Source organism: Armatimonas sp., assembly GCF_031410135.1.
Taxonomy (GTDB): Bacteria; Armatimonadota; Armatimonadia; order Armatimonadales; family Armatimonadaceae; genus Armatimonas.
On the sequence record NZ_JANNYP010000442.1, the window covers coordinates 21,541 to 43,825 of the forward strand.

The following is a 22,285-nucleotide window of genomic DNA, read 5'->3' on the forward strand; positions in this document are numbered from 1 at the left end:
CAAACCAAAAATAGTGCAGTAAAGGATTTTAGCAATGGCAGTTATGAACTTGGACTATATCCCCTTGATGGTGAAAGTGATCGCACACTGGCAACAGGTAGAGACAAAGACTGGCAGACCGCTCTTACTCAAAGACAAGACGACAATTGACGGATTTACCGATCTCAAAGATCAGCTTAAGGCCCAACAATCCGCCCGTATTACCGAACAGAACGACCGGCAGCGTGCACAAGAAGAGCGCGACGGTGCCCTCAAGACCCTGCACCCGATGGTGAAGCAGGCACGCACCAGCCTGAAGGGGCTTACGGAGGACGTTCTCGGTGCAAAGGCGCTCCCGGCGTTTGTGGCAAGCGGCAGCAACCCGCAGAAGTACCTCCAAGCCGCACGCGATATCGCCGAGGTCTGGGCCACGGTCAATACGGCGCAGGACACCGCCCTCACGATTCCGGTGCTAGACGGCCAGACGACAATCGAGATAGGCCAAGCGCAGTATGTTGCCGCCGTGGACCGCTACGCGGCTGCTGTCGAAGCCCTCACCGCCGCCCAGACCACCGAGACACTGGGAAAGAAGACCCGCGACAATCTCCAGAAAAGTGCCAAGGTAAAGCTGGTCGCCTACCCGCTCGCCGCAAAAGGCCGCCTCGCCGATGGTGACCCGCTCCGCGCCACGATCCCCACTCTCTCGGGCGGCTAGTGCGCATCGTGGGGTATCATAACCCTAAGAATTCTAAGGAGAGAACCCATGCCACTGCCTTTTTTTATCCCGCTGATCCTGACCCCGCTCGTCTTTGCCGTCGCCAAGAAAGTGACGGATAAAGCACAAGAAGAAGCGGACGCCGCCAAAGCCGCAGAAGCACCAGATGCCGCCGCTGAGATTCCCGAGGTCTCCCCCGAGCCCCTCGCGACCGTGGAGGAACCAGTGGTTGTGGAGCCCGTTGTTCTCGAAGCCGCCTTGCCGCTCTTCCCCCTCACTGCCTCCAGCGCCACCGACGGCCACGAGGCAGTGCTTGCGGGCGACAGCGATTTAGAAACTTTTTGGCAGAGCGCCGAGCCGCGTGGCTGGCTCCAGCTCACGCTCCCGAGCATGCAGGAAGTCCAGCGCGTCACCCTCTCCGAAGCAGGCGGTGAGCAGATCCAGCTCTTTGCGGTCGAGTACCGCCTCACCGACGATGGTCAGTGGCGCACGCTCTTTGCCGGGGAAAAAATAGGCGCTTTGCTCGTCGAGGAAGTGCCACCCACGCTCGCCCAAGCCGTCCGTGTCCAGATCCTCGCCAGCGACGCTCCTCCCGCCATCGCCGAGTTTGCAGTGGCGTAGCGTGGGCGGGGGCCTGAAAATCCCCCTCTGGGCCGCGCTTCGCGCGAAGCGAGCCGAGCCCGCAGAGAAAGTCGTATTCTCCGCGCCCTCGGGGCGCTTGACGCGAAGCGTCGCCTAGACGGGGACTTTCAGGCCCCAACCAACCGTAGCGCTCGATAAAACGCTTCTGGTGCGATGCTGCCCGGAAGCCCGGCCACCTGAGCATCGCCCGTCTCCACCACACACCAGTCGCCCGAGAGATCGCGTGCCACGTCGAGGGAGAGAAAGCGGGTTGCAAAGCGCTGCGCGAGTGCCCTCCAGCGCGTCAGTTGCTCCTCCGGGCCAGGGAAGAACGTGAGCTGTGGCAGCAAGAGGAGCTCGCCGTCGAAGAAAAACAAGCGGTACTCCTCGTGGAGTGGCATCCCGCGCATGTCCTTGTGAAGCACCCGAAACGGATGAAACTCCCGCAGAACAACGCCTTTCTCAAAGAGCGTGCTGCGCTCCGTGAGAAAGTTTGCGAAGATCTCGCGGAACGGTTCGCGCTCTGTTCCCGCAGGCAAGAAACACGCCTCGCGCCAACGATTCTTCGCCGACTTCACCCAGTCCTTGAGGATCGCGTCTTGCGTGCGAAACTGCGCCGCGTAGAGCGCCCAGGCGTCGGCCTCCTCGCGGCCTAAAATCCACTCCGTACGTGGCGTCTCCCCGATCAGCTTCGGGTAGGCAAGCGGCAGGTAGTGCGCCTCGTCGTAGGCGGCAGGCGATGTCACCGGCTCCCAGCCCCGCGCCACCAATCGTGCATAGAACCCCGCGTACTCCGTGTCCGAGAGCATCCAGCCCCGGTAGAGCAGCAGCCCCTCGCCCTTTGGCAGTCGGTAGGCATCTCCCGCCCGAAGCGCATTGAAGTCAAAAAAGTGGCAGACAAACCCCGCCGCCCTCGCTGCGCTCACCTCAATCGCAAAATCCGGGTCGGGCGTCGTGAGATTGTCGTAGTCGCAGGGAAACAGAATGTCCATGCTCGCTTTATCGCGCTATGCCGAGGTTTCGATAAAGCCGGTCAGAGCTTGAAGCGCGGCTTGAAGCGGCTCCGCAAAAGCCGGGTCTACGGCGAGTGTGGCGGCATCCAAGTGCTTGCCACGCAAAGGAAGCGTCAGGCAGGCGTCTTCGATGATGCGGGCGTCCATAGTCTTGAGAACCTCCCGAAGCGACGCGAGAGCATGGACGGAACTCGGGGAGGCGTGGAGAATCGCGACGGGCTTGCCTGAGAAATCCACCTCACTCACCAGCCAGTCAAGGGCGTTCTTGAAGCTCCCCGGCAGACCGTGGGCGTACTCCGGCACCGAGACCAGCAAGCCCGCCGACTCCCGAACCGCTTGGCGCAGAGCCACCACTTCGGCATTGGAGCTGTCATCGTCGTCCGGGTTGAAGTGCGGCAGGCGCACCAGACCGTCGTAGAGGGTGACCGTCACGCCCTCCGGAGCCAGCAAGGCCGCCACCTGAAGCAGTGCCGTGTTCGACGACACAGCCCGCAGGCTCCCGGAGATCGCCAACAAATGCATTTAGTTGGCGACGATATTGACAAGTTTGCCGGGCACGACGATGACTTTTCGGATCGTCTTGCCCTCTAGGTCGGCGCGGACTTTATCTGAGTCCAGCGCGGCGGCTTCGAGCGCGTCGTTGCTCAGCCCCGCGGGGAGCGTGAGCTTCTCGCGGACTTTTCCGTTGATCTGCACCACGACCGTCACTTCCTCATTGGCAGCCAGCGACGGATCGCTCACGGGCCACTGAGTCTGGAACAGAAATCCCTGACCGCCCAGCTTCTCCCAGAGTTCATCGGCGAGGTGCGGAGCCAAGGGGGCCAGTAGGAGCGTCAGTCCCTCGGCGGTTTCCCGTGCTGCGGGGTGCGCCACACCGCCCGCGTTGCAGAACTTGCGCAGGGCATCGTGGAGGATCATCAGGGCGGAGACCACGGTGTTGAAGCGGAAGCTCTCGATATCATCGGTGACTTTGGCGATGGTCTGGTGGAGCTTGCGGCGCAGTGTTTTCACATCGGCATCGGGCATGGGCGCCCAGTTGTCGGGCAGATCGCCACCCAGCACCGACGGCAACGTCTCCGAAGCGCCCGGAGGCGGGGGGGCAGAGACGATTCCACTCACGGTGTCCCAGACGCGGGCGAGGAAGCGAAACGGACCGTTCATGCGCTCCTCGGACCACTGGATCGTGTCCTCAAACGGGGCTTCAAAGAGGATCAGAGTGCGCAGGGAGTCCGCGCCGTACTTGTCCGCCATCTCATCGGGCGTGACAGCGGTCTGCTTGGACTTGCTCATCTTCAGCCAGGAGAACTCGACCTCGATGGGCTCGATCTTCTGCTTGCCGTCCACCTCGATAATGCGCTCTGCCGGGATGGGGGCCTTGTTGGCGTTATACTGCGCGATCCACTCGTCGCGTGGGTAGTGAACAAACTCGCCAGGCTTGATGGACTTATCGGTTCCTGAGAGCACGGGCGTGAAGGCATTGAGCATCCCCTGGTTACGCAGTGCAGCAGCGGGCTCGTCCACGGAGATCAGGCCCAGATCCTGGAAAAACTTGGTGAAGAAGCGGCAGTAGAGCAAGTGCCCGACGGCGTGCTCGCGCCCACCGATGTACATGTCAATCGGCATCCAGTAGTCGGCGATGGCCTTGTCCCAAGCGGCGTTCTCGTTGTGCGGATCGGCGAAGCGCAGGAAGTACCACGACGAGTCCACGGAGCCCGCCATGGTGTCGGTCTCGCGCTCGGCGGGGCCACCACAGCTCGGGCAAGTCGTCTTGACGAAGCTCTCAATGGTCGAGAGCGGCGAGCGACCGTCGGGGCCGGGCTTGTAGTTCTCGCAGTCTGGCAGGACGACCGGGAGCTGGTCTTCGGGCACGGGGACAATCCCACAACTTGGGCAGTGCACCATCGGGATCGGCGTGCCCCAGTAGCGCTGGCGCGAGAGCAGCCAATCACGGAGCCGGTACTGGATTTTCCCACGCCCACAGCCCTGCGCCTCAATCCACTTCACGACCTTGGGGACGATCACGCTCTTGTCCTGCGGCTCCCCCGAAAACGGCGAGCCCAGGGACTCGCGAAAAGCCCCGCCGCTGGCAAAGGCTTCGGTCAGCCCGCTCTCGACAGGCGTGTCGGCCTCGGCGTAGACAAGCACAATGGGCAGGTCGAACTTGCGGGCGAACTCGAAGTCACGCTGGTCGTGGGCAGGGACGGCCATGATCGCGCCGGTGCCGTAGCCTGTCAGAACGTAGTCGGCGATCCAGATGGGAATCTGCGCTCCGTTAACGGGATTGATGGCGTAGGCTCCGGTGAAGACGCCTGTCTTCTCCTTGCCCTCCGCCGTTCGGTCTTCATCAGATTTCTTGGCGGCCTCGGCAGCGTAGGCTTCCAAGGTGGCTTTTTGCGCACCCGTGGTGATCTCCGCCACCAGCGGATGCTCGGGAGAGAGCACCATGAAAGTGGCACCCCAGAGCGTGTCGGGGCGGGTCGTAAAGACGGTGATTTTATGCGTGCCGCACGCGAAATCAACTTCCGCACCCTCACTACGCCCGATCCAGTCGCGCTGCTGAGTTTTCAGGCCCTCCGCCCAGTCGATGCCCTCCAGGCCCGCCAGGAGCCGATCCGCGTAGCTGGTGATCCGTAGCTTCCACTGCGGCAGAGGCTTCTTGACCACCGGGCCATCGCAGCGCCAGCACTTGCCATCGACCACTTCCTCGTTGGCGAGAACGGTGCTCTCATTGATGCACCAGTTCACCGGGGCGGCATCGCGGTAGGCGAGGCCCTTCTCGTAGAGCTTCAAGAACATCCACTGGTTCCACTTGTAGTAGCTCGGGTCGGTGGAGTTGATCTCGCGATCCCAGTCGTAGCTCACTCCGAGGATATTGAGCTGCTTCTTATAAACTTCGGCGAGCGTCGGCACCACGGTGCGCGGATTCACGCCTCGCTTGATCGCGTCCTGCTCGGCGGGCTGCCCGAAGGCATCCCAGCCCATCGGATTAAGGACATTGTAGCCCTGCATCGCCTTGAAGCGGGCCACGACATCGCCAGGGACGTAGTTCTTGCAGTGCCCCACGTGCAGGCCGGAGCCCGACGGATAAGGGAACATGACGAGCACGTAGTACTTCTGCTTGCTCGTGTCTTGCGTGGCCTTGTGCACCTTCGCATCCGCCCAGCGGGCCTGCCACTTCTTCTCAATCTCGCGGAAGGGGTAGCGCCCACCGCTTTCGTCAATTACAGCTTCGCTCATAGTCGTATCCCCAAAGTATACCGCCTCTGTCGCCGGGGAGGGCTTGCATGTTAAAATGCGCTGGGGGAAACCGTCAATGTCTGTCTATCTCTGGATCTTATTGGGTGTCGCGGTTCTGATAGGGGTATGTCGCCTGGCCTTCTTAGCAGAAGCCATCTCCGTCACCTACCAGATGCTCAAAGGTCGCCATCCTAATATTCGTAAAGGGGCATTTTGGGGCACAGCCAGCATTCTCAGTGAAGCCACGATTCAGACCATCAACTACCAGAGAGCCTTAGATCATGAACATGCCATGAACGAGAGCAATGGTCACGATGGCATAAGCCACCAGGGAGCATACTCAGGTTCAGTCTCAGGAAGTAGCCATGGTGACGGGATTAGTCATAACGGATAAGTACGCTTTTCCCGACGTCTGATCGCATATTCACTGAACATTAGCTTGGTGGGTGAATAGCGTACGGGTACATTCCCCGGAGCTTGCTCCGCGTCCGTATGGAATGCTGAGCCAACTCGAATGGTTGTTTTGCTCTTGAGCAGCCTACGCCTTCTGGATCGCGTCAGGCTGTTTTCGGAGATCTGGCGAAGCCGGATTCGGGTAGATACCCCGGAGCTTGCTCCGGTCGGAGTGTCATTGTGTTCAACGGAGAACGGATACGGACAGAAACTTGCATGGCAACGGCAATACTCGCAAAGGTGGTTTGCTCTGGTGACAACCTCGCGACGTAGTCGTTCTGAAACAGCCATTAGTTTTTGGGAAGCAAGCTAAAACGAGCAGCAGCCTCCAGAGGGTTTTCACCACGTAAACTTGCGAGTTTGGCAAGGTTTTCCCAGCGCCGTAGATGGTCGCCTTCGACGGTATCTGTCAAGCTTTGAAGCTCATCGTACTCGCTTGGACTGAGAGTTTCTGCACGGCGCTTTTCCATCATAGCTTCGTAGCGTGTGCGGATCGCAAGTGACAGAGGGCGGTTGATCTCCGCGATAAGTTCCGTTTCTGTAGTAGGCAAGGACGAGCGCACCTGAACCGTGACTTCCTGACCACGCAGGGCTTCAGGTAGGTTTAAAAGCAGGTTTCCCTCCGCTGTGATGCGTGTCCTGCGCTCCAGAATCGCACTTCCCATGTGCCCATTCTATCGCATGGATGCTATGCGCTACAATAGTCTGTGAACCTACCTACTTCCTACAAGCGCTGGCATCTCTATGGCGCGGGGCTGGAGAGTGTCCGGCTCGAAACGGTGCCGCTGACGATGCCCGGCCCCGATGAGATTCTCGTCCGCCATGATGCGTGTGGCATCTGCTTCTCTGATATCAAGATTATCAATCTCGGCGGCGAGCACCCGCGTTTAACCGGGCGTGATTTGGCCAGTAATCCTGTGGTGATGGGCCATGAGGTGACCTTGACCGTGGTGGCGATAGGCGAGAACCGCGCAACGCAGTTTGTTATCGGGGATCGCTTTATTGTCCAGGCCGATGTCTACTACAAGGGCACGAACCTGGCGTACGGCTACGCGATTACGGGCGGGATGAGCCAGTACGGGCTGATCGGGAGCGAGTTGCTTGATGGCGACGAGGGCTGCTATTTACTGCCACTAGATGCTACTTCGAATGATGCGGAAGGCGCTCTCGTGGAGCCCTGGGCCTGTGTGGAAGCCTCGTACCGCTGGGTGCATGGCACGGAGCCGACCCTGCGCTTTGACACCACGCCCACGCCCGATGAGTTCGAGGCCAAGGCCAAGACACTCACCAAAAATGGGGTGGCGCTGCTGAACTTCGACAAGCCACTCGCGCGCCCGGTGGCCGTGGATGTGGGCCGGGTGCACTACGATGGCCACGCCTATGTCGGGCCACGCTCCAACACACGCAACGAGATCTTAGGGGGCGGGGTTTCGTGGTTTATCGGGGCCGCCGGGCCGATGGGGATGATGCATGCCCAGCGCGCCCTCGCCCTCCCCGAGCCGCCGCGTGTGCTCCTCATCACCGACCGCCACGACGCCCGCTTGCAAGCGGTCGCGGATCGGTTTGGGCCGCTGGCGAAAGAGCGTGGCGTTGAGCTGATTCTCTGCAATGTCCGCACTGGCCCTGAGCCCGATCTAAAAGCCATCGCGCTGGGTGGCTTCGATGATATTGTTGTGATGGTGCCTAGCATCGAGGCCATTGAGCAGAGCTTCCCACACCTCGCCGAGAACGGCGTACTCAATGTCTTTGCCGGACTCGCACGCGGCACCACGGCGAAAATAGACGTCTCGGATATCTGCTTCAAGAACGTGCGGATCGTCGGCACCTCGGGCTCCAGTATCGCGGACATGTACGCCGTCAAAGAAAAACTCGAAGCCGGAACCCTCGCCACGGGCGACTCACTCGCCGCAATCGGGGGCCTCGAAACCTTCGCAGAGGGCCTCGCTGCCGTTAAAAACAGCCGATTCTCTGGTAAGACCGTGATCTACCCGCACATCGAGAACCTCCCCCTCACCGCGCTCCCCGACCTGAAGACCATCCGCCCCGCCGTCTACGAAAAGCTCCGCGATGGCCAGTTCTGGACCGATGAGGCGGAGGCGGCACTGACCGCCTCCTGAAGAAGGCGTGAAGTGGCGTCGTTCCTCCGCCGTAAAGCCCGTGCCGGGCTGGGAAATCCAGCAGCCCGGCACGGGCTTTACAGCACGAAGTGCTACTTGACGCCCCGTTCACGGGGCGGCGGTTAATGACGGAAGTGGCGGACGCCGGTGAAGACGAGGGCGATGTTGTACTGGTTGCACAGCGCGATCGTCTCGGCGTCTTTGACGGAGCCACCGGGCTGAATAATCGCCGTGACGCCTGCCTTTGCCGCGACCTCGGGGCCGTCGGGGAAGGGGAAGAAGGCATCGCTGGCCAGCACCGCGCCTTTGGCCAATTCCCCGGCTTGCTCAACGGCGAGGCGCACGGAGCGGACGCGGTTCATCTGCCCGGCCCCGACGCCACGAAGTGCTCGGCCTTGGGTGATCACAATTGCATTGCTCTTGGTGTGCTTGACGCAGCGCCAGGCAAAGAGTAGCTCCGACAGCTCATCAGCAGCGGGCTGGCGCTCGGATTTGACGATCAGATCGCTCTCGCTTAGGGGGCGGAAGTCGCGGGTGGAGACCAGCATCCCGCCGACCACTTGCTTCAGGAGATAGCCATCCTTGCCCGGCCCGGCGATCCCGGCCACTTGCAGCAGCCGCAGGTTCACGCCCCACTTCTTGCCGCCAACCACTTTCGCAATTGCCGCGTCGTCGTAGTCCGGCGCGACAATGCACTCTAAAAAGTTGTTCAGCCCGACAATCTGCTCGGCGAGCGCGAGGTCGAATTTTCGGTTGATCGCCAGAATCCCGCCAAACGCACTGATCGTGTCGGCCTCTCGGGCGCGCACAAACGCCTCGGCGATGGTCTCGCCCTGGGCACAGCCGCACGGGTTGGCGTGTTTGATGATCGCCGCCGTCGGGGCATCGGGGAACTCTTTGACCAGCTCCAGTGCGCCGTCGAGGTCGTAGAGGTTGTTGAAGCTGACTTCCTTGCCCGAGTCGTCGCGGCGGGTGGCGTTGCCGATGCAGGCTTCCGTGGTCGCCGCGCCTTTGTAGAAGCCCGCCACCTGGTGCGGGTTCTCGCCGTAGCGAAGATCTTGTACCTTCTCAAAGCTCAGGCGCAGGGTTGTGGGCAGGATAACACTGGCTCCCCCGTTATCGGGGGCGGGGGGGGCAAACTGCTTCTCGAAGTAGCTGGCGATCAGGGAGTCGTAGGCGGTGGTGTGGGCGTAGGCCTTGGCCATCAGCTTGCGCCGCAGGGTCAGGCTCACACCGTCGCCGTCGTTCTCGGACAGAAGCTGGTCGTAGTCGGTGGGATCAACGACGATGGCGACACCCTGGTGGTTCTTGGCAGCGGAGCGCACCATCGCGGGGCCACCGATATCGATGTTCTCAATCGCGTCTTCCAGGGTCACGTCGGGGTTGGCGATGGTCTTGGCGAAGGGGTAGAGGTTCACGACGACCAGATCAATCGGCCCGATCCCGTGCTCCGCGATGGTCGCCAAGTGCTCTGGCTTGTCCCGGTCGGCGAGAATTCCGCCATGGACATTGGGGTGCAGGGTCTTGACCCGCCCCTCCAGCATCTCGGGAAAGCCCGTCAGCTCGTCGATGGCGCGTACCGCCAGTCCTGCGTCCTTGAGCGCCTTGGCCGTCCCGCCGGTAGAGACCAGCTCCACCCCACGCGCCGCCAGCGCCTGCGCCAGCTCGACGATTCCGGTCTTGTCGGAGACGGAGAGCAGCGCCCGTTTAATCTTGATGTATTCCACGGAAATCATTGTACCGCGAGGAGCCGGGGGAGAGGTTCCTCACCTAAAGGCAAGGGGAGACTTGCTCCACCGTGATGCGATGCCGTAAAATTCCTGCATGGACGAGACACCGAAACACCAACAGAAATTGGACGAGTTGATCGCCGAAGGACTCGCTTCCAAGTTAGTGGTCACAAATCCGAAGTTCTGGGAACAGTTGGAACTCAAGCTTTTTGGCAAGGCGAAAGTTCCCAATGCTGAGAAGTGAGCAATAACTATGCGCTACCCATGAGAGCATCGTGCGCCTCTACGCGCTTTGGGACAGCCTTCTCGTGGAAAAAACCGGCAACCCGGAGCTTCGTCGTCTGGAGGGCGTGGAAGTGATGATCCAGAAGCTAGAGTGTCAGCTCGTCGAGTACATCACACACCGTGAGAGCACAACATCCCGCCCCAAATCCACCCAACCTTAGCGGTAGTTTAATATTTATCCACGCTTAACTATTGCATCATTAATTGATTTGGCTATGCTTTCTATATAATCTTTATCGTATGCCCATAATGCATTGAATTCTCCCGAAGAGCCTCGGATTACTACATAGTATTTGTCCTTTTTTGATTGTGATAATTGAATCGGAATGAATATAGAAAGCACGGTAACGAGTATGCCGAAGAATTTTCCGCCATCTGATCCAAGAATAGCATTGACACCTAGGATTAATAATCCAAAAACTGTTCCTGTACATCCAAAAGTGATAGCTCCAGAATGATTCTGAGGTATTGTAGTGACTCCTACTGATGTTACATTCGATAATGCATAAGTTTTACCGCTAATTAATATCCGTAAGTTTGTCACGGTAACATCAGAATTCTCTAGATAAGTAACTTCAGATGATGGATTGGCTAAACTTCCAGGTGCTGCCAATTGAGTTTGTCTATTACTGCCTGGAATAGCCACAATATTTTTGTCATCGTTATTTAGTAAGTCATGATGACAAAAACGACAATAAACAGCTGCTACTAATATTTTTTCTGCGCAGTAAGGGCAGTTTTTGGTTTCGCTACTATCCGTCATCTTTAATTCCTGTTTATTTTATTTTTCGATATTATATATTCCGATACACTAAAGTGCTCGATACTCGCAAGTTATACCTTGAGTGGCCTCGTTTTGGGAAGGCCGAACTCGGTGCGGATGGGGCGGGTGGCTACTTTGTGGTAGGGCCACTGGGCGTTGGCGGCGCGTTGGATGGTGCGGCGGGACTTGGCGAGGTCTTCTAGGAGGGTGTTTAGCTCCTGGCGAGCCTGTTGCTTGTCGGAGATCGTGGCGGTTTGGGTGGTGTCGTGGGTTTTCCAGGCGGCGAGGGCGCTGGCGAACGCGGTGACTTTATCGGGGGTGATGCCGGGGAGCGTGTCGGTGGCGAGGGCGGTGAGTGCAGTCTGGGCGGCTTGCTCTAGCGCGGGGCGGGACAGGCGACGGATGCCGTTGCCGATGGCGTAGGCGGCGAGCTTGGGCTTTTGGGCGGGGTCTTCGGCGTATTTCTGTGCGGCGGCGGACTGGATTTCGTCGAAGGCGTCTAAGAGCTGGGTGCGGGTGTCGTCCTCGGTGACGGTGGTGGATTTCTGGGTGGCGAGCTGGGTTTCTATCTCAGCGGCCTTGGTGCGAGCGGCGGCGACTTTGCTGGCGAAGGTGTCTACAAAGGCGGTGGTGATCTCACGGGCAGTGAGCAGCGGTGCGTACTCGGGGCGGCGTGCGGTGGCGACTATAGCTTCGTCGAGGTCGAGGGATTTGAGGATGCGAGCATCGAGGGTGCCGATGCGTTTGGGCTGAGTCGTGGTGTTCATCTGGATACTTCTCCTGTCTGTGCGCGGGGTTCTGTAGCGTCACTACTGAGTGGCACCGCGAGTCGGAAAAGTTGCACCGCATCTTGTGAAAGTTTCTTTGCGAGTGCGAAGAGTCGTCCTGCGAGTGCAAAGAGTGGCTTTGCGAGCTAAACAGAGCTGACGATCTCCATGAGGCAGCCGAGGATTTTCTCGATACGATCTAGGTAGTAGAGGGACTGATCTACCCAGACCGTGCTTCCTTCCAGGCGAAGAAAGCGCCACTGGTCGCCGGTGGTGACGGTTCCATGGAGCACAGCGCGTGGGGTGCCTTCGCGCTCGTTGAAGATACGGGCGGCGACCATCTCGGCGATGCACTGACCGTAGCCGCCAGGGATATCTTCCCGTTTTGCCTCGACAACCGCCAGAACGGGAGCGCGGAGTAGCAGCGGGTCGGGGCCTTGGGCGACAAGATAGTCACAGAAGCCGCCGAGACCTCGCGCGGGGTCAACGGTGAACTCGGGGCCAGAAAGGACGGCGACCTGGTGGTTGGTCTGCCGCCAGAGATCCATCAAGATCGGCATGATGAGCAGCTCCGAGCGGCCTTTCTCGGTGCGCAAGTCAAGCGCGTAGCCGGAGAGCTCATCAAGCTGTGAGCGGAGAGTTGGGCTGGGCAACACATCAGGAGTTTGGGCAAACAGATCACGATCACGGGCAAGCTGTAAGTCCAAACGCTCCAGAGCGGTATCGAGGCGAAACTCACTATAGGCCATGAGAACATTGTACCGGATTGGTAGCGGGTAGAGTCAGCTGGTTCGGAGCAGGCGCAGGATGAGTTTCCATGCGTCAAAATCGGAGACTTTATCCGGGTAAGTGCTCTGAGACGTTTCCCAATCGTAGAACTGCCGGAGGAACTTCAGGAATGCCTCGTCGCTGGAAAATCTCTGATGATCGGGATAGTCGCCGTAATCGGAGCGCTCGAAGCGCCCGTCGGTCCAACGGAGGTTCGTGCCACCTTCCTTGTGCGATGTGGCGAAGGACGCACCTTGCTTCATTGCTGCAACAAGGGTTTGTTTCAACGCGGGAACCGTGTCGAGATGCGCTTCGGCATACAACGACGCGGCGCAAATCTTCTGATAGCGAACTAGTGAACCCGCACCTGCGGCAGGCGGATTGGCGGCTACAAAATCGCGCGTCCAGTGACGGAACCAACTGTCTGCCGTCTTGCGGTAATACTCGTGATTCGTCGCCGCCTGGTTGGCCCATGACGTCTCGACGCGCAGCGAATAACAATTCGTGAGTTGCATCGCCGCCTCGAAGCGCAGCTCAATGTCATACGGGGTGCCGGCCACTTTGGCCTTGGCCGTCATGGTCAAACGTTCGTTTTGCAGGGCGGCGGCAAACAGCGTCATAAGATCCCGCTCCAGCGCAAACTGGATTTCGTGCGGCGGGCGATGGTCACGGAAATGCAGGAGACGCTTCGCACGGGTGGCGGTTTCTGTGGATGTCAGCGCACGCTTCGGCACGTGGGCGGGTTCCCTAGCATGTCCGCGCAGAAGCTCTGCGCGAGTTATTTGTGTCTGGGCGAGTGGGGTCAACGCATCTGGTTTCGGTTCGAGCGCTTTGCGGATGGCGTCCATATCTGGTTCGGGTTCGGGTGGCAACGGCGGTTCGAGCACGAAAAAATGCCGCAGTTCGGTGGTGAACTCTCCCGCGTAGCGAGAGTTATTCCGCGCGTAGAACTTCACTTCGCCGACCGATTTCCGGCGTTTGGTTGCCACTGCCTGCGCCAGTTTGAGGGACGCACCGCATGGTGCGGCGGGAAAACCATACTCGATGGCGACGACGGTGTTGCCTGCCTTCAGTTCCGCCTCGACCAATTTCCGCAGCTCGGTGGGGAACGTTGCGAACTCTTTGGCAAGTTCGTCGGGAAGGGGCATGGTCAGGACTTGCCGTCGGTAGGGTCGTAACCAAACTCACGGGCGAGGGCGGCACGGAAATCGTCGCGTTCGCGGGAGAGTGCCGCACCTTCACCGCCGCTCGTCGCCCAACCTGCGTACGTTGCCATCCAATCCACGGCCAGCGTGAAGGCGGCAATGGCGCGAGGCTCGTTGCCCGCGCGCTGAAACGTGCGCATTCGCTGCGCGTACATCTCGGCAATCGACGCTGCCGCGCCGATATGGGGAATTGCCCGGCGCATCTCTTCTTCCACGGCTTCAAGCTGGTCAGGGTCTTCCGTGCTCTGTGCCACGCGTGCCCACGCAGAGTCATGGCGCTGGGCTGATTCCTTTTCCGGTTCCGGCGGGGGCACGATCATCTTTCGTTCGGCGTGGTTGTGGAAAGCCGGGATGATGCGCGGCGTGGTAACGTCCTCGCCGAGTTCAAAATACTCGCGCATGTGACCGTTGCGCGGGCCGGTGAGCGCTTTTAACGAAAACACGAGATCCACTGTTCCCGATGCGCATTCGATCTCAATGTGGATTTCCAGGCGGATTTGTTCCAAGGAAAGCCCCCGCACAACACCGCTCTCGCCGACGCGCATCGTGATGCCTGTCGCATCGGTGAAGTCCCGGAGAACGGTGACCTGATGGTTCACGCGGAGGTTGTCAATGGTCATGCTCATAGGCTCAGTCTTGTCGGAGACGGAGATATTATACCTCTTGCAAAAGTCATGGCACCAAGCCCCTGAGAACGAGTCTCCGGGCTTAAGAAGGCGAGCCACTCAAAGGGTACCCGGCCTCCGCGAGCAGTAAATTCGGTTGGCGACGAAGGTCGCCGTCGCCCTCTTAAGCCGCTGAATTTATCCGACGGCGACTTTTGCAAGAGCTACGTTGTACCGCCAACGAAAAAGCCCCGCTGGATTTCTCCAGCGGGGCAGGGGTGATCTATTGTTTCTCTCAAACGGCGTAGGAGATCGCACTGACGGGTAGATCGTCTGGTGGCTCCTCCGCACGGCGGAAGCGGCGCTGCCACTCGACAAGCTCATCAAAGTTCTTCAGAGCAGCTTCGACGATGGTAGGATCGAAGGTCTTGCCTGATTCTTCTTTGAGCCTCTTCTTGGCTTCCTCGTTGGTAAGCGCACGCTTTTTATGGTTGTAGCTGGTCCACTGGTCGAAGTGATCCGCGAGGGCGACAATGCGACCATAGAGCGGGATTTCGTCCCCTTCCAGCGCCTGCGGGTAGCCTCGGCCATCCCAGCGCTCGTGGTGCGAGAGGGCGATTAGCTCGGCGGCGCGCAGCAGCTCCGACGGTGACCCAGAGAGCAGGCGTGCTCCCAGAATCGCGTGCTGGCGGTAGACCGACTCTTCGTACTCGTCGCGCTCACCCTTCTTGTTGACAATGCTGTCCTCAATGGCGAGCAGGCCGATATCGTGTACCTGGCTGGCGTAGAGCAGAAGCTCTGCGGCATCGTCGTTCAGACCCATAGCCCGTGCTAGAACACTGCTATACTGACCCACGGCACGGATGTGCGCGGCGGCGGTTGGTCCCTCACGGAACTCAGCGGTGTAGGCCATGCGCTGCATCGCATCCAGGGCAGCGCGGCGTGCGGCTTCTTGGGATTCCTTGACCTCTTCCATGGCACTACGTAGGTCGGCAGTACGGCTCCGGACGGTCTCTTCCAGGCTTTTCTGGTGCTTCTTGAGCTCGTCTTGGGCGCGTTTCATCTTCAGAAGCGAGGCCACTCGCACCTGAAGCTCAGTGCGGTCTACCGGCTTGCAGATCCAGTCGTTGGCACCCGCTTCCACGGCGCGGAGGCGATCCTCTTTGCTGGAGAGTGCCGTCACCATCACAATCGGGATGTCATTGAAGCGCGACTCCTCACGGATGCGCTTGCACACCTCGACCCCATCCATCGTAGGCATCATGTAGTCCAATAGCACCATGTCATAGCTGGCGTTGAGCTTCTCCAATGCCTCAGGGCCGCTGCTCACCAACTCTGAGTCATAGCCCAGCGTCCGCAGCATCGCCGAGAGCATCTCCCGGTTGATCTCATCGTCATCCACGACCAAGAGCTTGGTGGGGTTGTTGGTAGCCGTGGCAAAGTTCAGCCCACGCTTGCGACGCTTGTCGGGCAGAGGAGCTGTCGACCGGGGCGCTTCCACCTCAGCAGGGGCGGTGAGCGGAGCGGGTGTAGGCTCAGGTGTCTGAACCAGCTCCAGAACCGGCACAGAGTCCTCAGAGACAAGCTCCAGAGGGGGGATACTGCTTTGCTCAAGCTCCTCGAAGTCGAGTAAGATAGGCTCCAGCGCCGCGCCTTCCACCTCCACCATGCTCACGAGCTCCAGTACCACGGGGGTACTGTTCTCGGTCGAGAGGGCTAGGAACGACTCATCACTCTCCGCCTCCATCATCAGGGGCGCTTCATCCGTGACCCACAGAGTGGCAGGAGCGTGTTGCTCTTGCTCCGCAACGACCAGAGGCTCATCTAGGAGCATCGGCGCTTCGAGGGCAGACTCGGCAAACTCTTTGACTAAGTTCGGGAACGTCCGGGTGTTGATGGGCTTGGTGATATAGCCAATACAGCCCACAGCCAGCGCCCGCTCTTCGTCACCCTTCATGGCATGTGCCGTGAGAGCGACAATGGTAATATGCCGGGTCTTCGGGTTTTGCTTCAGGAGCTGGGTTGCTTCTAAACCATCCATTCCGGGCAACTGAATGTCCATCAGGATGAGATCAGGAAGCTCTTTTTCGGCGAGTCGGATGCCTTCTTCAGCGGTCATGGCGCTGATAAAGTCAAAGCCTGCCACTTCCAGAAGGTCGGTTACCAGCTCCATATTGACGGGGTTGTCTTCCACAACCAGTATCTTTTTTTCAGACACGATCTTTCTCCGTCTCGTTTCGTCGGGCCAGAGACTGGCAAGGGTTACGCGGCTGCACGCTCACTCCTCCCACGCCGGAGACGGGCTACTGGAGCTTCTTGGGAGCTTGGTTCTTGGCGCACATTGGTGAGGGTGCGGAGGAGCGTCTCCGCCTCCACAGGCTTGGCCACCAGCTCAGCCGCTCCTAGCTCACGGGCACGCTCTGAGTCTTTTGTCTCCGAGACCACGACCACGGGGATGCTCTTGAGCGCCTCGTCGGCCTTGAGCTGACGAAGAACTTCCCAGCCATCTTCACCCTCCAGCTCGACTTCCAGAGTGATCACCGTGGGCTTGAGCTCCTGGGCGAGAGTGAGCGCCACTTTCCCATTGCTGGCCCTTGCCACATCGTAGCCACCTTCTTGGAGCTGGTAGGTGAGCCGCTCTGCCGAGGCGGCGTTACTCTCCACCACCAGGGCCATCGGTTTTGCACTGACCGAGGCAGCCGACTCCAATTTACTGGTGCGCGTCGTACGACCGCGCTCAGGACTCGGGCCGGAGTCCTCAGGGCCAAAGGGAACAGTGAAGCTAAAGGTGCTTCCCTTACCCTCGCCCCCCGAGCTGACCCAGATCCGTCCCCCGTGCATCTCGATAAACTTCTTGACTAGCGCCAACCCAAGGCCGGTGCCTTGCTGCTGACGAGAGTAGGAGTTGTCCACTTGCTCAAACTCGCGGAAGATACGGTCTTGATCCTCTTGCTTGATGCCAATACCGGTGTCTTTGACATCCACCTGAAGAAGCGTCCCATTGCCTACCGTTGAGAGCGCGACCATGACATTGCCGTTCTCTGGAGTGAACTTGATGGCATTGGAGATTAAGTTATAGAGGACTTGTTTGAACTTGGCCTGATCGGCGATGAGAGGGGGCAGGGTTGTGCCTCCCTCGACTTCCAGCGTGATATTTTTCTTCTGGAGCAGTGCCTTCACTAAGTTATCCACGGTTCGCACCGCGGTCAGCGGCGAGAAGGCAGCGTACTCTAGCTGGACACGGCCCGCCTCGATCTTGGAGAGATCCAGAATGTCGTTGATGAGCTGCAACAGATGCCGCCCCGACGAGAGAATATTGCCGACATAGCGCTCTTGCTTGGGAGTCAGCTCGCCGAAGGTTCTATCGTGGAGGATCTCGGAGAACCCGATGATGGCGTTGAGCGGGGTGCGTAGCTCGTGGCTCATGTTGGCCAGGAACTGGCTCTTGGCGCGGTTGGCTTCCTCAGCGGCCTCTTTATCGCGGCGCATGGCCTCGGCTTGGCGCCGCTCGGAAACATCATGGGTCACCACAACGGAGCGTTTCTCGCCCGTGGCATCATCCTGCCAGGTTGCCAGAACCACTTCCACAGGGAACGCACTGCCGTCTTGACGAACCCCGTAGATGTCCAGAGCGCGGGGACGCTGCGAGCCCTCTAGCAGGTTAATCGCTTTCTGGAAGCTATCGCGGCTGTCGTGAGCCACCAGCAGGCTCGCGTCCATTCCCAAAGCGCTTGCGCTATCGTAGCCGTAGATTCCCTCAGCGGCGCGGTTCCAGGTAATAATCTTCCCATGCTCGTCCATCACGCAGACTGCATCGTACGACGACTCCACAATCGCGCTGAGAAAGACATCGGAGCCCGAGAGCGAGGAAGACGAGGCAGGATCGCTGCTTCCCGTGTTGCTCTCTGCTGCGGCGAGTGCGTCTTTGGTCTGCTTGAGCTCCAGAGCGAGCTTCTCCGACATCTGGGTGAGCTTACTCAGGCGCTGCTCGGCTTGTGTTTCCGCCTTGAGGAGCTGTGCTTCGGTATCGGCAGACTTGGCCTCGATATCTTTGAGCTTGCTTCGAGTCTCCTCAAGCTGCTCCCGGAGTGTGCTGACTTCTTCGGGGTTGCCACCCGAGCCTTGGGCAAGAGCGGCTTCCAGCGCCGTACTCAGCTTGAGTTTTTCGGCTTCGTGCTGCTTTTTCTGCTCGTCCAGTGTGTTTTGGAGACTCTCCAGGCTGCCCATGCGAGCGACTTGAGTTGCTAGGTCTTGGGTCAGAGCCTCGGCGCGCTGATCTGCTTCTTTTAAGCGACGGCCTGTTTCGTCGAGCTCTTGCCGGAAGCTGGTCTCTCGGGTCGCAAATTGTTGTTCAAGGTCGCGGAGCTTGACCTCGCTCTCGCTCTCCTTAGCGGATTTTCGCGAACGCACTCGGTTGGCATCCGCCATAAGCTGCTTCCCCTTGAGAAAGCTCATCAGGCCCCCGACGCCAAATGCAGCCCCCGTTCCGAGGCCAATGATTCCAATCAAGTCAGCCATTCTAGGCACACACCTTTCGCACAATTGCTTTAATCATTTTTAAGAGATTCCTTTAGATCACCAGCTCCGCCTCAAGCTGGCTGAGCCTGAGGCGTACATTTGTTAGGTTCGAGAGCTGGCGATGCATATTGAGATAGAGCATCAAGCCCTGCGCACCGCCGAGGCAACGCAAGAGCTGACAGCGCTGTCCAAGGGTGATCACAATATCTTCAACCGTTTCTTTTGTGTCGAGAGAAGAGAGGACTTTGAACTTGGCTTTCACCAGATCCGCGTTGGCAGCGGCTTCAATGTCGAGATTGGGAGTATCTCCCGCAATCCCGAGCATCTTGCCGCTCTTGAGATCTACCAGCACTGCGCCGGTAATCCCTTCTAGTTTCATCACTTCTTCAAGGCAGGTTCTGACATTTGCCATCCAAAATATCCTTTATCAATGTGAATGGTCGGCGAATTTTCCTGGTGAGGTTAGGGGGATTTAACAAAAAGACTATTATTGGTCAGAGGGCCGTATACTATGTGGAATGTGGCCACCACTGGACGATCCGCTGAATCCACCTTTGATTGAAGTAGAGGGTGCGCAAGAAGCACTGCGTCTTGCGATATTGGGCTACCGTGTTCTCTGGATTGAGACTACACCTGAGGCCCAGCACGTGGCACGGCGGCTCATGATGGCGCAGCCGTTTCTGATCCAAAATCGCATTGAAGGGATTGTTTTAAGACCCCAATGAAAAAAAACGTTGTCTTTGTGTTTTCCGACCAGTGGCGCTGGTGTGACCATGGCTATGCGGGCAATAAAGAGGTTAAGACCCCAAACTTAGATGATTTAGCAGCCGAGAGTGTGCACTTCACCCATGCCGTCGCGACCATGCCCGTGTGCTCCCCGTGGCGCGCAAGCTTTCTGACGGGCCAGTACCCCCTGACACATGGCTTGTTCCTCAACGACCTGCGCCTAAACACCAAGGCAACACCCCTAGCCGAAGTTTTTTCTCAGGCAGGCTACGACACGGCGTGGATCGGGAAGTGGCACATCGATGGCACAGGGCGAGATCAGCACATCCCGAAAGAACGTCGTCGAGGGTTTGAGCACTGGCGGGTCTTAGAGTGCACCCACAACTATAAGCACTCCGAGTACTTTGCAGGCGACGAAGCACAAAAACGCACCTGGCCCGGCTACGATGCCTACGCCCAGACCGATGAGGCGATTACTTATCTTCAGAGCCGCGCTAAAGAGAAGCCGTTCTTGCTCTGCCTCTCGTTTGGCCCGCCCCACGATCCCTATCGGATGTGCCCCGAAGATCTCCTAGAGCACTACGACGGTAAGACGCTCACCTTTCGCCCCAATGTCCCCGAGGCCAGCCGCGCGGCAGCAAAGAGCACTTATGCGGGCTACTACGCGCATATAGACGCGCTGGACCAGTGCATGGGCAAGCTCCTCGCGGCGCTCAAGGTTAGTGGACAGCTGGAGAACACCGTCTTTGTCTACACGTCGGATCACGGCGACATGCTCCACTCGCACGGGATGCTGAAAAAGCAAAGGCCCTGGGACGAGTCCATCCGCGTGCCGCTCTTAATCCGGCTCCCCGGTGGGAAAGCCCGCACCATAACCGGCCCGATTGGCACGCCCGATCTCATGCCAACGCTGCTGGGGCTCTGTGGCCTAGACATTCCCAAGACCGTCGAGGGGCGCAATCTCGCCTCGGTGGTGCAAGGTAAGCGCAAGTGGGACGACGACGCGGCGCTGATTCTCTGTCCCGCGCCCTTTGGCGAGTGGCTGCGCAAGAGTGGAGGCCGTGAGTACCGAGGGGTGCGCACGGCCCGCTATACCTACGTCCGAGACATCAGCGGCCCCTGGCTCCTCTACGATAACCAGGAAGACCCGTACCAGCAGACCAACCGGGTGGGTGATCCCGCCCTGAAGTCCGTTCAGGCAGACCTAGAGAAAAAGCTTGCTGTGAAGCTCAAAGCCACGGGCGATACGTTCTTGCCCGCCGATGAGCTGATCCGTCGCTGTGGCTACAAAACCGATCCGTCAGGAACCGTAGACTACCAGAATAAAACGCGCTGGGGGCAGGAAACTGTCTCTGCCCGCGCGACGGTGTGACGGAGTTTACGCCGCGCTCAGAACGCGCTCGACGATCTCGATGCCGTGCCAGAGAATATCTTCCGGCGTGTTCAGGGGCGGGATCAGGCGGATCACGGCGCAGTCGGCCTTCGGATCGCCGAGCCTTGCGCCACAAGTGAGCACGAGTAGGTCTTGCGCACGGCAGGCATCTTTTACGGTGTCTATTCGAGCGTAGTCGGGAGCGCCATCGGGGGTGCGTAGCTCGATTCCAATCATAAAGCCATTGCCACGCACATCGGTAACTCCGTGGGAGCCGACGAGCTTGCCGAGGCGTGCCTTGACTTCCTCACCAAGGCGTGCAGTGCGCTCTACCAAGCTCTCACTCTCCATCAGACGCACGGCGGCCAGCCCTGCGGCGCACGAGACGGGGTTGCCACCAAACGTGGTGCCGTGCTCACCGGGTGTCCAGCGGGCGAGTAAGTCGGCACGGGCCGCGATACCTGCCAGCGGCATTCCGCCACCCACGGCTTTTCCAAAGACCACGATGTCGGGGACAATGCCGAGGTGCTCGAAGGCAAACCAGCGCCCGGTGCGGCCCATTCCCGCCTGAATCTCATCGGCGATCAGTAGGGCTCCATACTTGTCGCAGAGCTCGCGCAGGCGCTTGCCAGACTCAGGTGTTCTGGGCACGTAGCCGCCCTCGCCCTGCTGTGCCTCAAAAAACACGGCGGCGATGTCGTCGCCATGCTCTGCAAAGAGCTGCTCCAGCCCGACATTACAGCAGCTCGGGGAGTCCATCGTGCAGCCCGCACAGCGTGGGGCGGGGGCGTGGAGAATATGCTGGCGGAGCGGTGCCAGAAACGGCTCCAGGGACTGCCAGTGCGCCGTCTTGGAGCGTGAGAGTGCCGAGCAGAGCATCGTCCGCCCATGAAACGCCCCGACAAACGCCACCAGCTTCTTGCGTCCCGTCAGTTTCAGAGCAAGCTTCGCCGCGCCATCGTTGCTCTCAGAGCCGGAGTTCATAAAGACAAACGCCGCGTTCTCGATGCCTGCCTTGGCAAGCTTTCCACGCAGAAAGTCCGCCAGCTCCAATTGCGGCGCGTGGCGCATGGTGTCCGAAGTGTGCAACACTTGCGCCGCCTGCGCCTGGATCGCCGCCACGACGCTGGGGTGGCAGTGACCGCAGGCATGCACCGCGATCCCGCCCGTGAAGTCCACAAACTCCCGCCCTGAGAGCGTCGAGACATGGCTGCCTGCTGTCTGACCGGCGACTTCGTCGGTCTCAAACCCCAGGACATCGGCCAGAAGTCCGGCCTGATTGAGTTCTAAAATGTGTTTTGTATTCATAATATTTCTTTTTGAACCCATCCCCCGGCCCCTTCCCTCTACGAAGGAAGGGGAGAGTGACTAGGGAGACGTTGTTTCCCCTCGCCCTCCTTCGTAGAGGGAG

22 protein-coding genes are annotated in these 22,285 nt (G+C 59.3%); 8 read left to right on the forward strand and 14 right to left on the reverse strand.

The genetic code is table 11. The features are described from left to right. Positions 1–34 precede the first annotated feature (34 nt). On the forward strand, positions 35–694 hold the full coding sequence (locus RMO15_RS16360) for a hypothetical protein (protein WP_309714516.1): 660 nt from the start codon (positions 35–37) through the stop codon (positions 692–694). Between the two features lie 48 nt (positions 695–742). Next, positions 743–1,315: a discoidin domain-containing protein gene (locus RMO15_RS16365; RefSeq protein ID WP_309714517.1), complete on the forward strand. Its 573-nt coding sequence runs from the start codon at positions 743–745 to the stop codon at positions 1,313–1,315. A gap of 128 nt (positions 1,316–1,443) precedes the next feature. Here RMO15_RS16365 and RMO15_RS16370 read toward each other — a convergent pair whose 3' ends face one another. The 3 genes from RMO15_RS16370 to leuS are packed head-to-tail and all read right to left on the reverse strand — an operon-like array spanning position 1,444 to position 5,565. After that, positions 1,444–2,307, reverse strand: coding sequence for an ATP-grasp domain-containing protein (locus RMO15_RS16370; RefSeq protein WP_309714518.1), 864 nt, complete (start codon positions 2,305–2,307; stop codon positions 1,444–1,446). A 15-nt stretch (positions 2,308–2,322) separates the two neighbouring features. Further along, entirely contained in the window at positions 2,323–2,850 is a 528-nt protein-coding gene (locus RMO15_RS16375; RefSeq protein WP_369016126.1) for an NADPH-dependent FMN reductase, read from the reverse strand. Further along, entirely contained in the window at positions 2,851–5,565 is a 2,715-nt protein-coding gene (gene leuS / locus RMO15_RS16380; protein WP_309714520.1) for a leucine--tRNA ligase, read from the reverse strand. 76 nt (positions 5,566–5,641) lie between these two features. On the opposite strand from leuS, the gene RMO15_RS16385 reads away from it, so the two are divergent. Continuing rightward, positions 5,642–5,959 carry a hypothetical protein gene (locus tag RMO15_RS16385; protein WP_309714521.1) on the forward strand — a complete coding sequence of 106 codons (318 nt, stop codon included), beginning with the start codon at positions 5,642–5,644 and terminating at the stop codon, positions 5,957–5,959. A gap of 349 nt (positions 5,960–6,308) precedes the next feature. Here the strand turns inward: RMO15_RS16385 and RMO15_RS16390 are convergent, their stop codons facing one another. Then, positions 6,309–6,683 (reverse strand): hypothetical protein, encoded by a 375-nt coding sequence (locus tag RMO15_RS16390; protein WP_309714522.1) that lies wholly within the window; start codon positions 6,681–6,683, stop codon positions 6,309–6,311. A 42-nt stretch (positions 6,684–6,725) separates the two neighbouring features. On the opposite strand from RMO15_RS16390, the gene RMO15_RS16395 reads away from it, so the two are divergent. Further along, positions 6,726–8,135, forward strand: a complete 1,410-nt coding sequence (locus RMO15_RS16395; RefSeq protein ID WP_309714523.1) for an alcohol dehydrogenase catalytic domain-containing protein — start codon at positions 6,726–6,728, stop codon at positions 8,133–8,135. A gap of 122 nt (positions 8,136–8,257) precedes the next feature. Here RMO15_RS16395 and purH read toward each other — a convergent pair whose 3' ends face one another. Continuing rightward, positions 8,258–9,862 carry a bifunctional phosphoribosylaminoimidazolecarboxamide formyltransferase/IMP cyclohydrolase gene (purH, locus tag RMO15_RS16400; protein WP_309714524.1) on the reverse strand — a complete coding sequence of 535 codons (1,605 nt, stop codon included), beginning with the start codon at positions 9,860–9,862 and terminating at the stop codon, positions 8,258–8,260. A 97-nt stretch (positions 9,863–9,959) separates the two neighbouring features. Between purH and RMO15_RS16405 the strand changes: the two genes are divergently transcribed. Next, positions 9,960–10,109, forward strand: coding sequence for a hypothetical protein (locus RMO15_RS16405; RefSeq protein WP_309714525.1), 150 nt, complete (start codon positions 9,960–9,962; stop codon positions 10,107–10,109). A 64-nt stretch (positions 10,110–10,173) separates the two neighbouring features. Beyond that, positions 10,174–10,311: a hypothetical protein gene (locus tag RMO15_RS16410; RefSeq protein ID WP_309714526.1), complete on the forward strand. Its 138-nt coding sequence runs from the start codon at positions 10,174–10,176 to the stop codon at positions 10,309–10,311. Positions 10,312–10,325: 14 nt separating this feature from the next. Here the strand turns inward: RMO15_RS16410 and RMO15_RS16415 are convergent, their stop codons facing one another. The 8 genes from RMO15_RS16415 to RMO15_RS16450 form a co-directional block, all read right to left on the reverse strand. Further along, on the reverse strand, positions 10,326–10,913 hold the full coding sequence (locus RMO15_RS16415; protein ID WP_309714527.1) for a DUF6232 family protein: 588 nt from the start codon (positions 10,911–10,913) through the stop codon (positions 10,326–10,328). Between the two features lie 71 nt (positions 10,914–10,984). After that, entirely contained in the window at positions 10,985–11,680 is a 696-nt protein-coding gene (locus RMO15_RS16420; RefSeq protein WP_309714528.1) for a hypothetical protein, read from the reverse strand. A 146-nt stretch (positions 11,681–11,826) separates the two neighbouring features. Continuing rightward, positions 11,827–12,429 carry a hypothetical protein gene (locus tag RMO15_RS16425; RefSeq protein WP_309714529.1) on the reverse strand — a complete coding sequence of 201 codons (603 nt, stop codon included), beginning with the start codon at positions 12,427–12,429 and terminating at the stop codon, positions 11,827–11,829. Positions 12,430–12,462: 33 nt separating this feature from the next. Continuing rightward, on the reverse strand, positions 12,463–13,596 hold the full coding sequence (locus RMO15_RS16430) for a hypothetical protein (protein ID WP_309714530.1): 1,134 nt from the start codon (positions 13,594–13,596) through the stop codon (positions 12,463–12,465). 2 nt (positions 13,597–13,598) lie between these two features. Then, entirely contained in the window at positions 13,599–14,378 is a 780-nt protein-coding gene (locus RMO15_RS16435; RefSeq protein WP_309714531.1) for a hypothetical protein, read from the reverse strand. 175 nt (positions 14,379–14,553) lie between these two features. After that, positions 14,554–16,476 (reverse strand): response regulator, encoded by a 1,923-nt coding sequence (locus tag RMO15_RS16440; RefSeq protein ID WP_309714532.1) that lies wholly within the window; start codon positions 16,474–16,476, stop codon positions 14,554–14,556. Between the two features lie 44 nt (positions 16,477–16,520). Then, complete coding sequence (locus RMO15_RS16445) at positions 16,521–18,776, reverse strand: ATP-binding protein (protein WP_309714533.1); 2,256 nt, start codon at positions 18,774–18,776, stop codon at positions 16,521–16,523. 52 nt (positions 18,777–18,828) lie between these two features. Beyond that, positions 18,829–19,188 (reverse strand): hypothetical protein, encoded by a 360-nt coding sequence (locus RMO15_RS16450; protein WP_309714534.1) that lies wholly within the window; start codon positions 19,186–19,188, stop codon positions 18,829–18,831. Between the two features lie 106 nt (positions 19,189–19,294). Between RMO15_RS16450 and RMO15_RS16455 the strand changes: the two genes are divergently transcribed. Together RMO15_RS16455 and RMO15_RS16460 are read left to right on the forward strand one after the other, a co-directional pair. Further along, positions 19,295–19,501: a hypothetical protein gene (locus RMO15_RS16455; RefSeq protein WP_309714535.1), complete on the forward strand. Its 207-nt coding sequence runs from the start codon at positions 19,295–19,297 to the stop codon at positions 19,499–19,501. Next, entirely contained in the window at positions 19,498–20,874 is a 1,377-nt protein-coding gene (locus RMO15_RS16460) for a sulfatase (RefSeq protein WP_309714536.1), read from the forward strand. Before RMO15_RS16455 ends, RMO15_RS16460 begins: the two co-directional genes overlap by 4 nt. Positions 20,875–20,880: 6 nt before the next feature. On the opposite strand, the gene RMO15_RS16465 is transcribed toward RMO15_RS16460, so the two are convergent. After that, complete coding sequence (locus tag RMO15_RS16465) at positions 20,881–22,182, reverse strand: aspartate aminotransferase family protein (RefSeq protein ID WP_309714537.1); 1,302 nt, start codon at positions 22,180–22,182, stop codon at positions 20,881–20,883. Positions 22,183–22,285: the final 103 nt, after the last annotated feature.

Excerpts from the sequence above, each read along its gene's own strand:
- RMO15_RS16425 (WP_309714529.1), bottom strand. The coding sequence starts at position 12,429 with ATGGCCTATAGTGAGTTTCGCCTCGATACCGCTCTGGAGCGTTTGGAC.
- RMO15_RS16415 (WP_309714527.1), bottom strand. The coding sequence starts at position 10,913 with ATGACGGATAGTAGCGAAACCAAAAACTGCCCTTACTGCGCAGAAAAA.
- RMO15_RS16390 (WP_309714522.1), bottom strand. The coding sequence starts at position 6,683 with ATGGGAAGTGCGATTCTGGAGCGCAGGACACGCATCACAGCGGAGGGA.
- RMO15_RS16360 (WP_309714516.1), top strand. The coding sequence starts at position 35 with ATGGCAGTTATGAACTTGGACTATATCCCCTTGATGGTGAAAGTGATC.
- RMO15_RS16385 (WP_309714521.1), top strand. The coding sequence starts at position 5,642 with ATGTCTGTCTATCTCTGGATCTTATTGGGTGTCGCGGTTCTGATAGGG.
- RMO15_RS16455 (WP_309714535.1), top strand. The coding sequence starts at position 19,295 with ATGTGGCCACCACTGGACGATCCGCTGAATCCACCTTTGATTGAAGTA.
- RMO15_RS16430 (WP_309714530.1), bottom strand. The coding sequence starts at position 13,596 with ATGCCCCTTCCCGACGAACTTGCCAAAGAGTTCGCAACGTTCCCCACC.
- RMO15_RS16445 (WP_309714533.1), bottom strand. The coding sequence starts at position 18,776 with ATGGCTGACTTGATTGGAATCATTGGCCTCGGAACGGGGGCTGCATTT.
- RMO15_RS16365 (WP_309714517.1), top strand. The coding sequence starts at position 743 with ATGCCACTGCCTTTTTTTATCCCGCTGATCCTGACCCCGCTCGTCTTT.
- RMO15_RS16460 (WP_309714536.1), top strand. The coding sequence starts at position 19,498 with ATGAAAAAAAACGTTGTCTTTGTGTTTTCCGACCAGTGGCGCTGGTGT.
- RMO15_RS16375 (WP_369016126.1), bottom strand. The coding sequence starts at position 2,850 with ATGCATTTGTTGGCGATCTCCGGGAGCCTGCGGGCTGTGTCGTCGAAC.
- leuS (WP_309714520.1), bottom strand. The coding sequence starts at position 5,565 with ATGAGCGAAGCTGTAATTGACGAAAGCGGTGGGCGCTACCCCTTCCGC.
- RMO15_RS16405 (WP_309714525.1), top strand. The coding sequence starts at position 9,960 with ATGGACGAGACACCGAAACACCAACAGAAATTGGACGAGTTGATCGCC.
- RMO15_RS16465 (WP_309714537.1), bottom strand. The coding sequence starts at position 22,182 with ATGAATACAAAACACATTTTAGAACTCAATCAGGCCGGACTTCTGGCC.
- RMO15_RS16370 (WP_309714518.1), bottom strand. The coding sequence starts at position 2,307 with ATGGACATTCTGTTTCCCTGCGACTACGACAATCTCACGACGCCCGAC.
- RMO15_RS16450 (WP_309714534.1), bottom strand. The coding sequence starts at position 19,188 with ATGGCAAATGTCAGAACCTGCCTTGAAGAAGTGATGAAACTAGAAGGG.
- RMO15_RS16420 (WP_309714528.1), bottom strand. The coding sequence starts at position 11,680 with ATGAACACCACGACTCAGCCCAAACGCATCGGCACCCTCGATGCTCGC.